Annotated in this window: 10 protein-coding genes and 1 pseudogene; 4 read left to right on the top strand and 7 right to left on the bottom strand. The window is 67.3% G+C overall.

Annotated features, from left to right (window positions below; genetic code table 11):
• The first annotated feature begins 82 nt into the window (after positions 1-82).
• Positions 83-1249 (top strand): lytic murein transglycosylase, encoded by a 1167-nt coding sequence (locus ACP2AV_RS10195; protein ID WP_426372595.1) that lies wholly within the window; start codon positions 83-85, stop codon positions 1247-1249.
• Positions 1250-1261: 12 nt separating this feature from the next.
• On the opposite strand, the gene smc is transcribed toward ACP2AV_RS10195, so the two are convergent.
• Positions 1262-4717, bottom strand: a complete 3456-nt coding sequence (smc, locus tag ACP2AV_RS10190; RefSeq protein WP_426372594.1) for a chromosome segregation protein SMC — start codon at positions 4715-4717, stop codon at positions 1262-1264.
• A 216-nt stretch (positions 4718-4933) separates the two neighbouring features.
• Between smc and ACP2AV_RS10185 the strand changes: the two genes are divergently transcribed.
• Positions 4934-5389: a GNAT family N-acetyltransferase gene (locus tag ACP2AV_RS10185; protein WP_426372593.1), complete on the top strand. Its 456-nt coding sequence runs from the start codon at positions 4934-4936 to the stop codon at positions 5387-5389.
• Here ACP2AV_RS10185 and ACP2AV_RS10180 read toward each other — a convergent pair.
• The 6 genes from ACP2AV_RS10180 to ACP2AV_RS10155 all read right to left on the bottom strand — a co-directional run bounded on the left by ACP2AV_RS10180 (position 5386) and on the right by ACP2AV_RS10155 (position 10178).
• Positions 5386-5673 (bottom strand): hypothetical protein, encoded by a 288-nt coding sequence (locus ACP2AV_RS10180; protein WP_426372592.1) that lies wholly within the window; start codon positions 5671-5673, stop codon positions 5386-5388. The two genes, ACP2AV_RS10185 and ACP2AV_RS10180, sit on opposite strands and share 4 nt — an antisense overlap.
• Before the next feature lie 49 nt (positions 5674-5722).
• Positions 5723-6580 (bottom strand): MOSC domain-containing protein, encoded by an 858-nt coding sequence (locus ACP2AV_RS10175; RefSeq protein WP_426372591.1) that lies wholly within the window; start codon positions 6578-6580, stop codon positions 5723-5725.
• 220 nt (positions 6581-6800) lie between these two features.
• Positions 6801-7220, bottom strand: a complete 420-nt coding sequence (locus tag ACP2AV_RS10170; RefSeq protein ID WP_426372590.1) for a PaaI family thioesterase — start codon at positions 7218-7220, stop codon at positions 6801-6803.
• Positions 7217-8875 carry a thiamine pyrophosphate-binding protein gene (locus tag ACP2AV_RS10165; RefSeq protein ID WP_426372589.1) on the bottom strand — a complete coding sequence of 553 codons (1659 nt, stop codon included), beginning with the start codon at positions 8873-8875 and terminating at the stop codon, positions 7217-7219. Before ACP2AV_RS10165 ends, ACP2AV_RS10170 begins: the two co-directional genes overlap by 4 nt.
• 32 nt (positions 8876-8907) lie before the next feature.
• Positions 8908-9141: a hypothetical protein gene (locus tag ACP2AV_RS10160; protein ID WP_426372588.1), complete on the bottom strand. Its 234-nt coding sequence runs from the start codon at positions 9139-9141 to the stop codon at positions 8908-8910.
• Entirely contained in the window at positions 9138-10178 is a 1041-nt protein-coding gene (locus ACP2AV_RS10155; RefSeq protein ID WP_426372587.1) for an NAD(P)/FAD-dependent oxidoreductase, read from the bottom strand. The genes ACP2AV_RS10160 and ACP2AV_RS10155 overlap by 4 nt, the downstream gene beginning before the upstream one ends.
• Before the next feature lie 110 nt (positions 10179-10288).
• Between ACP2AV_RS10155 and mnmD the strand changes: the two genes are divergently transcribed.
• On the top strand, positions 10289-10966 hold the full coding sequence (gene mnmD, locus ACP2AV_RS10150; protein WP_426372586.1) for a tRNA (5-methylaminomethyl-2-thiouridine)(34)-methyltransferase MnmD: 678 nt from the start codon (positions 10289-10291) through the stop codon (positions 10964-10966).
• A pseudogene (locus ACP2AV_RS10145) lies at positions 10963-11827 on the top strand (DMT family transporter). Before mnmD ends, ACP2AV_RS10145 begins: the two are co-directional and overlap by 4 nt.
• Positions 11828-11993 lie beyond the last annotated feature (166 nt).

Below are 11993 nucleotides of genomic sequence, written 5' to 3'. Positions count from 1 at the left end.
GATCTGACCTGCCACAATCTGACCTGCCACGATTTGACCTGCCGCGATCTGACCTGCCACGATCTGACCTGAAGGTGCCTGAATGAAATCCCTGTCCCCCCTTGTCTTTGCCCTGTTCGCATCCAGTGCCGCCGCAGCGCCCTGCGGGGGCGGGTTCGCGCAATTCGTCACCGCCATGAAGCGCGACGCGGCAGCCGCAGGCTATGGCCCCGCCATCACCGACACCTTTTTCCAGGGCGTGCGCCAGGACCCGGCGGTGTTGCGGGCCGACCGGGCGCAAGGCGTGTTCAAGATGGGGTTCACCGATTTCGCACGGCGGGTGATTTCGGCCAACCGGATGCAGAACGGGCAGCGCAACGCGGCCAGATACGCCGACATCTTTGACCGGGTCGAACGCGACTACGGCGTGCCGCGCGGCATCCTGCTTGCTTTCTGGGCGCTGGAAACCGACTACGGGCAGGTCCAGGGCGATTTCAACACGCTGAACGCATTGATGACCCTGTCGCATGATTGCCGGCGCCCCGATCTGTTCCAACCCCAGGTGCTGGCCGCGCTTGAGCTCTTTGCGCGGGGCGATTTCGACAAGGCCACCACCGGCGCCTGGGCGGGCGAAATCGGCATGGTCCAGATGCTGCCGCAGGACATTCTGATCAATGGCGTCGATGGCGACGGCGACGGGCATGTCAGCCTCAAGACCTCGCCGCCCGATGCGCTGCTGTCGGGGGCCAAGATGCTGCGCCACCTGGGCTGGCACCCGAACCAGCCGTGGCTGCAAGAGGTCACGGTTCCTGACCAGATGGACTGGTCCAAGACCGGCCTGCGGGCCGAACAGCCGCCCCGCGATTGGGCCGCGATGGGGGTGCGCCCGCGGTCGGGCGACTGGCAGGGGGCGGGCCTGCCGGCATCGCTGATCCTGCCCGAAGGGCGCAAGGGCCCGGCCTTTCTGGCCTATCCCAATTACCGCGTGCTGTTCGAATGGAACCAAAGCTATGTCTACGTGACCACCGCCGCCTATTTCGCCACCCGCCTGTCCGGCGCGCCGGTGTTCGATGCCGGCACGCCCGAACCGGGGTTGAGCGATGCGCAGATGAAGCAGTTGCAGACCCGGCTGCAGGCGATGGGTCATGACGTGGGCAAGATCGACGGCATCTTGGGCGCACGCACCCGCGAGGCCGTGCAAAAAGTGCAACAGCAGCTTGGCTTGCCCGCCGATGCCTGGCCCACGCCCGCGCTGTTGAACCGGCTCTGACGCGGCGCCCGATCAGGCGACCATCTGTTCCGCTTTCTTCAGATCGACCGACACCAGTTGCGACACGCCCTGCTCTTGCATGGTCACGCCAAACAGCCGGTCCATGCGCGACATCGTCACCGCGTGGTGCGTGATGACAAGAAAGCGCGTGTCGGTCTGGCGCGTCATTTCGTCCAGCATGTCGCAGAACCGGGTGACGTTGGCATCGTCCAGCGGCGCATCCACCTCGTCCAGCACGCAGATCGGCGCGGGGTTGGCCTGGAACACCGCAAAGATCAGCGCCAGGGCGGTCAGCGTCTGTTCGCCCCCTGACAACAGCGATAGGGTCGACAGGTTCTTGCCGGGCGGCTGGCACATGATTTCCAGCCCCGCGTCCAGCGGATCGTCGCTTTCAATCATGACCAGCTTGGCCTCGCCGCCACCGAACAAGTGCACGAAAAGGTTGCCGAAATTGGCGTTGACCTGTTCGAACGCGGTCAGCAGACGTTCGCGCCCTTCGCGGTTCAACGCGGCAATCCCGGCGCGCAGCTTGGCAATCGCCGCCAGCAGATCGGCCTTTTCATTGACCAGCAGGTCGTGCTCTTCGCGCACCTCTTTGCTGTCTTCTTCGGCCCGCAGATTGACCGCGCCCAAGGCGTCGCGCTGGCGGCGCAGCCGGTCGATGTCGGTTTCCATGCGCTCGGAATTGGGCATCGTCTCGGGGTCGGCGCCCAACGATTCCAGCAGCTTTTCAGGGGTGGTGTCCTGTTCTTCGGCGATCCGGTCGCGGGCCTGGGCAACAGTTTCGGCGGCGGCCTGCGCGCGGGCCTCGGCGGCGGCGCGGTTTTCGCGCGCTTCGCCCGCCAGACGTTCGGCGTTGCGTTCGGCGGTGACCGCGTCGCGCAGGGCGGTATCGGCGGTGGCCAGGGCATCGGAGGCCGTGTTGCGCCGCGCTTGGGCCGCCGCGATCGCGTGGTTCAGCTCTTCGCGCTTTTGGCCCAGCGTGCCGGGCACGTCCTGCGCGTCTTTCAATTCGGCCTGCGAGGCCGCCTTGCGCTCGGCCAGCTCTGCGATACGCTTTTCAGCCGTTTCCAGCCGGTGGCGCCAACCGCTCAGCTCCTTGGTCACCTCCTGGCTGCGGCGGGTGCGCGCTTCGCCCTCGCGGCGGATTTCATCATGCGCCGAACGTTTGGCCATCATCGTCATGCGCGCCGCTTCGACCGTCATCTTGACGTCCTCGACCTGGGCGCGGGCCGCGGCCAGATCGCCCAGATCCGCCACCCCCGCCTCGGCCTCCTTGAGGCTCTGGCGCGCGGCCATCGCCGCCTCTTCGTGGCGGGTCACGGCAAGACCCAGATTTTCCAACTGGCCCTCGGCCAGATTGCGGTCGGCCTCGGCGCGCGACAGGGCGCGGCTGACATCAGACACGGCGCGGTCGGCGTCGCGGCGGGCATCGCGCGCGGCGCGGTCGGCCTCGGTCAGGCGCTGCAATTCCTCGCGCAGCATCTCGTGGGCGCGCGCGGCGCCGTCGGCGCGGGCGGTCGCGGCCACCAGCTCCTGCTTCAATTCTTCCAGACGGTTCAGCTGTTGCAACCGAAGCGCGGCGGCCGATGGCGCGTCTTCGGCCCCGGCGCGAAACCCGTCCCAACGCCACAGATCGCCCGCCAGGCTGACCAGCCGCTGGCCCGGTTTCAAATCGCCCTGCAACCGCGGCCCGTCAGCGGCGTCGACCAGCCCGATCTGGCTCATGCGGCGGGCCAGAACCTGCGGCACGCTCACATAGTTGGACAGGGCGCGCACGCCGTCGGGCAGGGTCTGGGCCTGCGCATAACCGGGCAAGCTGGCCCAGCCCGACGCGGCATCGGCGTCGATCGCGGGGGCGCGCAGATCATCGGCCAGCGCCGCGCCCAGGGCTTTTTCGTGCCCCGGCTGAACGCGCAGCAGGTCCATGACCTGGCCACCTTCGGCGGTGTCGCGTTCGACCAGCTTGGCCAGCGCGCCCACCTCGGCGCGCAGGGCGCTGACTTCGCCTTCGGCCTCAGAGCGCCCGGCGCGGGCGTCCGATTCGCGGGTATGCGCCTGCGATCGCGCCTCGTCCGCGGCAACCAGCGCCGCTTCTGACGCCTCGGCCGCGGCGGCCGCAGCGGCCTGCGCGCCCTGAGCGGTTTCGAAATTGGCAATCGCGGTGGCGACGGCGGCGCGCGCTTCGTTCATAGCCTCGCGGGCGCGGGCGGCATCGCTTTCGGATTTTTCCTGCGTCTTGCGGCTGTCTTCCAACAGTCGATGCGCGGCCTGATGCCGGGCGGCCAGACGGGCCACGTCTTCGGTCAGTTCCGACAGGGCGGCCTCGCGTTCGGCCAGCACCTGCGCGGCGTCTTGCGCTTCGGACAATGCCGCGTCCAGCTTGGCGTCCTGCCCTTCGCTGGCCTTGGCCAGTTCGCGCGCTTCCCACTCAAGCCGCTCAATAGTGTCGCCCGCGTCGCGGTTCAGCGCCTCTTCGCGCTCGGCGTCGGACGTCATCTGCGCGATCCGCCGCTCTAGCGTTTCGATCTTGTCGCGCGCGGCGGCTTCCTGATCGTCCAGCGTGTCGCGCTGCACCACCAGCCGTTGGCAAATGGCCGATGCGATGGCTTCTTCTTCGCGCAAGGGGGCCATGGCCTCTTCGCGCGCCTCGCGTTGCTTGCTCGCCTCGCGCGCCAGGCGCTCAGCCTCGCCGGCCTGCCGGGTCGCCTGGGTGAACAGATCGGCGGTTTCGGCGCGGGCGATTTCGGCCTCGCGCCAGCGGCGGTACAACAGCAGCCCTTCGGCGCGGCGCAGGTCTTCGCCGATCTCGCGGTAGCGGGCAGCCTGGCGGGCCTGGCGGGCCAGTTGCGCCAACTGGGCAGCCAACTGCTCGATCACATCGTCCAGCCGGGTCAGGTTGGTTTCGGCCCCCTTCAGCTTCAACTCGGCCTCGTGGCGGCGCTGATAGAGCCCTGAAATCCCCGCGGCCTCTTCCAGGATGCGGCGGCGGTTCTTGGGCTTGGCGTTGATCAATTCACTGATCTGGCCCTGGCGCACCAGCGCGGGCGAATGCGCCCCGGTCGAAGCGTCGGCGAACAGCATCGACACATCGCGCGCGCGCACATCCTTGGTGTTCACCTTGTACGCGCTGCCGGCATCGCGCGTGATCCGGCGCACGATTTCCAGCGCGTCTTGTTCGTTGAACCCGCTGGGCGCCAGACGTTCGGTGTTGTCGATCATCAGCGCCACTTCGGCAAAGTTGCGCGCCGGGCGCGTCGCCGCACCGGCAAAGATCACGTCCTCCATCCCGCCGCCGCGCATGGCCGTGGGGCGGTTTTCACCCATCACCCAACGCAGTGCTTCCAGCAGGTTCGACTTGCCGCAACCGTTCGGCCCGACCACGCCCGTCAGCCCGTCGGCGATGATCAGGTCGGTCGGGTCGACAAAGCTCTTGAAGCCGTTCAGTCGTAACTTGGTGAACCGCAAAACGGATGGCCCCCATGATTCTGCGTATAGGGGAAGCATTCGGCAGGGACAGGGGCCGAGTCAACGCCCAGCGCCCCGCATATGGGTGAATCCCCGCAGTTATCCACAACATATTGTTGATTTGGGCGTGAACGCGCGCATGGGGGCCCTGCCCGGCCAGGACTCTGGCGGGCAGGCTGGCTTGAACTTGCCCTGCGGCTTCGCCACTGTATGCCCATGATCATCGTCGAGCAGAGCGATCCGCGCGATCCGCAGGCCACCGCATTGCTGCAATCCAGCCATGCGCTGATGGAATCGCTGTTCCCCCCCGAAGATAATTTCTATCTGTCGATCGACGCGCTCTGCGCCCCCGATATCCGCTTTTTCACAGCGCGCGAGGGCGCGACAATCCTTGGAACCGGGGCGCTGGCGATCAAGCAAGGTTACGGCGAAATCAAATCAATGTTCGTGGCCGAACCCGCACGCGGGCGCGGCGTGGCCGACGCGCTGATGCGCCAGATCGAAGATGTCGCGCGGGGCGAAGGGCTGGCTGCGCTGATGCTGGAAACCGGCAATGTGCTGCACGCGGCGCACGCGCTTTACCGGCGCCACGGGTTCACCGATCGCGGCCCGTTCGGCGATTACCCTGCGGCGACGTCATCGATCTTTATGGAAAAAGGCATCGCCGATTAGCAGCGGACCTTGGCCCGCTGAATGGCCTGATCGCCTTGCAGCGTTCCGGGGGTGACGGTGCAGCCGGTGGCGCGGGTCATCGCCTCGTAGGCGTTGCGCAGGGTCAGCACCCGGCTGGGCGGGGCAGACGTATTGATCCGGTGCGCTTCGACCCGGCCTTCGGGCGATGGGCCCCAGACACGGAATACCTGCCCGCCGACCGCCACGTCGCGCACCCGGCTGTCCAGCAACGCAGGCGAGGCACTGGTGCAGGCCGCAAGCGCGAATGGCAAAAGATACCGCATACCCCTGCTTGGCGCAGTTCTGGTTAACCGGCGGTTAAGACAGGCGCGATCAGGGCAGGTTTGACGGGCCGGATTCCAGCACCTCGACCCGGTCGCCAACGGCGATCTGCCCCGGCCTGTCGGGGATCAGGTTCTGGCCGAACATGGGCCGCCCTTCGCCATCGCCGTGGATGCGCCCCAACGTGTCCAGCGGTTCGCCGCGCACCGGGACCTTGCCGGTGTCGGGATCGCGGGTGGTCATCACGCAGCGCTGGCACGGGGTGACGACGCGAAATGCCACCTTGCCGATGCGGATGCGCCGCCAGCCGTCTTCGGCCCAGGGCGCGGCGCCTTCGATGACAAGGTTCGGGCGGAACACGCGCATTTCGACCGGGCGCGCCAGCGCATCGTTCAGCGCATCCAGCGACGCCCGGCCGGTCAACAGCATCGGGTAGCCGTCGGCGAAACTGACCACATCGGTCGGCTCGCAGAGGGCGGGATTGGGGCGGCGCAACGTCTCGTCATACATATGCACCAGGCGCAGGTCCTGGCCGGTGGCGTCGCGCAGGAACTTCGCCGCGCGATCGCCGGCATCGCGCGCGGCCAGCGTCGAACGCCACACGGTCACATCGCGCAATTCCGCCTTTTCGTCGGGAAACGGCACATCCAGATAAAACCCCGTATCGCGCCGCGTCAGGCGCAGACCGCTGGCGGTGACGGCGGCGAAAATCCGGGTAAAGGCGGGGGTTTCACGCAAGGTGCGAAACTTGCCGTCAGGCTGCACCACCATCCAGCGCCGATCCCCGATCAAACCGGGCGCGGCGACATGCGATTTATCCACGCAAGCCCCATAAAGGCTTTTGACCGGATAGATGCGAATTTCCGCAAGCGTTTGTTCGACCAACGATTTTTCCACTCTTGATGCCATCGCAGGTAATCACGTGCCCGCGCAGGTTTCAAGACTGGGCTGGGATAGATCACCGCTGCGATGCAGACCCTGCGCAACTTTCCGGCGCGCGCCGGAAAAGCAACGACGCCACCACGCGCAGCCCTGCGCGCGCCGGGGAAAAGGGGCAGGCAGGGGGGCAGGCCCCCCCTGCGGCAAAATACCCTGCCCGGTTTGTCGCGCGGGTTCGCCCCCGGCGCCCCTAGGCGGGGCCAGTCGGCACGTCCCCCAGATGGGCGCTGGACGTGGCCCGCGCGCACAGCTTGCCGTTTTCATCGAACAATTCGGCCTCAAGAAAGCCGACCCGATTGCCCATCTTGACCATGCGGGCGCGCACGACGATGGGGCCGGGGCGCACGGCGGACAGGAAATGGGTGTGCAGGTCGATGGACTGGCACAATTTGGTGCCGTTCGATGCGGCCAGAACCGTCGGGCCCATCACATCGTCCATCATCGTGGTCAGTATGCCCCCCTGCACCACCCCCATCGGGTTGCAAAAGCCCGGCTTGCCGTCAAACCCCACCTCCATCGTCCGGGTCTCGGCGTCCCAGCTGCGAAAGGTCCATCCGATCAACTCGGACACAGCCGGCAACGGCTTCGATTTCAACATTTCTTCGATCATGGTTTCTTTCTCCCAATACCTGCCGCGCGCGCCGCGCTCAGCGTCATCCCCGGGGCCAGCGCCTCGGGGTCCAGCGTCAATTCGATCACCGCCATGGTCGCGGCGGCGCGCGCACGTGCAAAGGCGGCGGGGAAATCTTCGGTCCGGGTGACGGTTTCGCCGTGCCCGCCATAGGCCCGCGCAAGAGCGGCAAAGTCCGGGTTGAACATCTGAGTGCCCGACACGCGGCCCGGATATTCGCGCTCTTGGTGGGCGCGGATCGTGCCATAGCGCCCGTTGTTGACCACGATCGCCACCACTTTGGCGCCGTATTGCATGCCGGTCGACAGTTCGTTCAGCGTCATTTGGAAATCCCCGTCACCGGCCACGCAAACCACTGGTCTGTCGGGATATTCCAAAGATGCCGCCACCGCCGCGGGCAGCCCATAGCCCATCGATCCGCTGGTCGGCGCGATCTGCGTTCCGTGTTGCTTGAACCGGAAATACCGCCCCACCCAGGCGGCGAAATTGCCCGCGCCGTTGGTGATGATCGCATCGTCCGGCAAGGTGTCGGACAGGTGGCGGATCACCTGCTCGAGCTTGACGTCGCCGGGGGTTTCCAGCGGCTCGTGCCAGACCTCGTATTCGGCGCGCATGTCGGCCACCAGATCGTGCCATCCCGGCCCGCCATTGGTGCGGGCCAGCGCGGCCAACACGTCGCCCGTGCGCGCCGTCACCGTCAGATCGCTGCGCAACACGGTGCCCGGTTCGTCCGGGCTGGGGTGCACGTGGATGATGGTCTTGCCGGGGTCGGCGGGGGCGACGATCTGGTAGCCGTCGGTGGCAATGTCGCCGAACCGGGTGCCCAGCAACAGCAGCGTATCGGCATCGCCCAGCCGCTTGCGCAACGCGGGGTTCATGCCCACCGGCAGATCGCCCACGAAATTGGGGTGGCGGTTGTCCATGAAATCCTGCCGCCGAAAGCTGCAGACCACGGGCAGGCCATGCGTTTGCGCAAAGCGCGCCAGATCGGCCCCCGCCTGCGGCGTCCAGCCCGGCCCGCCGATCACCACCAGCGGGCGTTTTGCCGGTGCCAGCCGGTCGAGTATGGCGGTGATATCCGCTTGTGCCACGCCGGGCCGCGCGGGGGCGGACGGGGGCAGCGTCGCCACGTCGCAGAGCGCGCTCAGCATGTCTTCGGGCAGCGCCAGAACCACCGGCCCGGGGCGGCCCGACTGGGCCAGGTGGAAGGCGCGGTTGATGTATTCGGGCAAGCGTTCGGTCTGGTTCACCTGCGCGGCCCATTTGGCCAGCCCGCCGAACATCTGGCGATAATCGACCTCTTGGAACGCGCCGCGATCGGTGTGATCGCGCGCAATCTGGCCCACAAAGAGCACCATCGGCGTGCTGTCCTGGCTGGCCACGTGAATGCCGGATGACGCGTTGGTCGCCCCCGGCCCGCGCGTCACGAACGCCACGCCGGGCGTGCCGGTCATCTTGCCATACGCTTCGGCCATCATCGCCGCGCCACCTTCGTGCCGGCAGACGACGTTGTCGATTCCGCTGTCATAAAGACCATCCAGCGCCGCCAGGAAACTTTCGCCGGGCACCGAAAAGACCCGCCGCACCCCGTGCGCCTTGAGTTGATCGACCAGGATCTGACCGCCGTGCCGCATCGAAAATGCCCCCTTGCCTGGCGGGGAAGAAATCAGAGCCACCGGTCAAAGAAAAGGCAAAAAAGCGCGTCCACCAGAAGCGCCGTTGCCGCCGCGCCCGCCAGCCCCAGCGCCAACAGCGTGGCGGGCAGGAAATCGGGCGCGTGGATCAGGCCAAAGCCATGCGCGGTCAGGCGCTGTACCATCACGCTGACAAAGGCCAAAGCAAGACCAGCGCAAAGGCCAGCCGCAAATGCGTGCCCGCCCAGCGCCAGCCCCTCGCTCACATGAGGGCAGCGGGGGTGAACGCGGGCGGGATCGTGTCATGCCCGTCCAGCACCAGATCGGCCATGGCGCGCGCCACGCCCGGTGCGATGCCAAAGCCGATCTTGAAGCCACCATTGGCGATGAAATGCGATTCCCGGCCCGGCCAGGCCCCCAGCAGCGGCGCGCGGCTGCTGGCGCGCGGGCGCACCCCGGCCCAGCGCCGGATCACCGCGGCGCCCGCCAGCCTTGGCATCACCGCCTGCGCGCGGGCGATCAGATCATCCAGTTTCGCGTCGGTTTCAGTGGGGTGGGCAAAATCCCGCTCCGAGGTTGATCCAATCGCCAATGTCCCGTCGGCATGGGGAATGAAGTGGATGTTTTCGGCATAGATCTGCGGCACCGCGCCCGCGTCATGGGCCAGCAGGGCCGCCTGCCCCTTGACCCCGTTGCCGACCGGTTTCGCCAACACCTCGGTCAGCTCTTGCAGCCCTTCGTAGCCGGTGGCGTGGATCACCGGGCCCGCGTCCTTGCCTTCGATCTCGATCCGCACGCCCTTGGCGCGCAGGGCCGCCATCAGGGCCGCGCAGGCCTGTGCGGGATGCAGCCGGGCCGACAGCGTGTCATGCACCACCAGCCCCGTCGCGCTGGGCGGGGCCCAGCCGCCAAAATCCCGCGCCGGGCAGACGCGCCACTGCGCCTTGCCCTGCCAGTTTTCGCCCGCCGCGTCTTGGCGTTGGCGGGCCAGCGCTTCGGCGCGGTCGTCGGCGATGGGCTGCAACCGCCCGATGCGCGCATAGCCGGGCGATACGCCGCCCGCCGCCTCAACCGCGCGCCAGAACGCGTTGGCCGCGATCAAACTGTCGAACTGGAACTGTTTCTTGGCATTCCACGCATCTGGCGTATGGGGCGCCAACGCGCCAACCACCCCGCCCGAGGCCCCGCCGCCCCCGCCGCGCGGGTCGATCACCCGCACGTCTGCGCCCCGCTGCACCAGCTCCCATGCGATCGACAGACCGATTGCCCCTGCTCCACGAACTGTTACCTGCACGATTGTCATTTCCTTTCGGCTTGGTCATTGTCTGGGCCATTCTCAGGGCCAGTGCCATGGTCGTTTACAGGTCCGTTCTCAGGGCCAAAGTCGGGTCAAATACAACTCTAGGTCATTCCATGCCCACCCACCAGCCAAGCGCGGCGCTGTCATGGCGCGACGGCGGCGTTCCCGTGTCAGAGCGCTTTGACGATCCCTATTTTTCAATCACCGACGGGCTGGCGGAAACCCGCCACGTGTTCGTCCAGGGCAACGACCTGCCCAACCGGTTTCACGATGGCTTTCACGTCGCCGAGCTGGGCTTTGGCACCGGGCTGAACCTGCTGACCACGGTTCTGGCCTGGCAGGACGCGGGCGCGCCGGGGCGGCTGCACTTTACCAGCTTTGAGGCCTATCCCATGCGCGCGCCGGACATGGACCGCGCCCTGGCCGCCTTTCCCCAGGCCCACGCCATCGCCGCGCCTCTGCTGGACATGCGCGCGCGGGGCGACACGCAGCTGCACACAGACACCCTGTCGCTGCGCCTGGTGCTTGGCGATGCGCGCGCCACCCTGCCCGCCTGGGACGGACAGGCGGATGCGTGGTTTCTCGATGGGTTCTCGCCCGCCAAGAACCCGCAACTGTGGGGCCAGGCGCTGATGGGCGACGTTGCCCGCCACACCGCGCCGGGCGGCACATTTGCCACCTATACCGCCGCGGGCCACGTGCGCCGCGCGCTGGATGGCGCCGGGTTCGATGTCACCCGCGCGCCCGGTTTCGGGCGCAAACGACACATGAGCATCGGCCGGCTGCGATGACCGAACAAGACAGCCGCCTGGGCATCGTGCTGATGATTTCGGCCACCTTGGTGTTTTCGGTGCAGGACGGGATCTCGCGCCATCTGGCCAGCACCTACAACGTGCTGATGATCGTGATGATCCGCTACTGGTTCTTTGCCGCCTTCGTGATCGTCGTGGCCGCGCGGCGCGGCGGCGGGCTGCGGCGCGTCATGGCCAGCCAGTTCGCGTGGCTGCAGATCGGGCGCGCCGTGCTGCTGGCCGGCGAAATCGTGGTGACCGTCATCGCCTTTGTCAAACTGGGGCTGGTCCAGGCCCACGCGGTCTTTGCCTCGTACCCGCTGATGATCGCCGCCCTTGCCGGCCCGGTGCTGGGCGAAATGATGGGCTGGCGCCGCTGGGTCGCGGTGGGCATCGGCTTTGTCGGCGTGCTGATCATCCTTGAACCGGGGTATGGGGTTTTCGCGCCCCAAGCGCTGATCGCGGTGGCGGCGGCGCTGATGTTCGCGCTCTACGGGCTGATGACGCGCTATGTGGCGCGCGGTGACAGCGCCGAAACGTCGTTCTTTTATACCGGCGTGGTGGGCTGCGTGGTGATGACCGCCATGGGCCTGCCATTCTGGGGCCCGCTCAGCGCGCCGGACTGGGCCTGGATGGCGCTGCTATGCGTGACCGGCGCAACCGGGCACTACCTGCTGATCCGCGCCTATGAACTGGCCGAAGCGGGCGCCATCCAGCCCTTTGCCTACCTGCAACTGGTCTTTGCCTCGTCGCTGGGGGGTGCTGGTGTTTGGCGATACGCTTGAACTGAACGTGGTGATCGGCGGCGCGATTGTCGTGGCGGCGGGCCTGTTTACCCTGCTGCGCGCACAGCGGGCCTGACCGCGCCGGCTGACCCCCGGCCAAGCGACCCCGTGACCCCGCGCGCCCCTGACCACTGGCAAATGCCAACTTTATTTCGGGCGGGTGCGCCTGATTTCGGGCGGGTGCCCCTGCCCCTAGCTGCGCGCCGCCGCCGGGCCGCGCCCGCGCCCGGGCCGCGCCCGCG

This window comes from Aliiroseovarius sp. PTFE2010 (assembly GCF_049943335.1).
Lineage (GTDB): Bacteria > Pseudomonadota > Alphaproteobacteria > Rhodobacterales > Rhodobacteraceae > JBNFVY01.
This window is presented reverse-complemented; position numbering and strand designations above follow the sequence as displayed.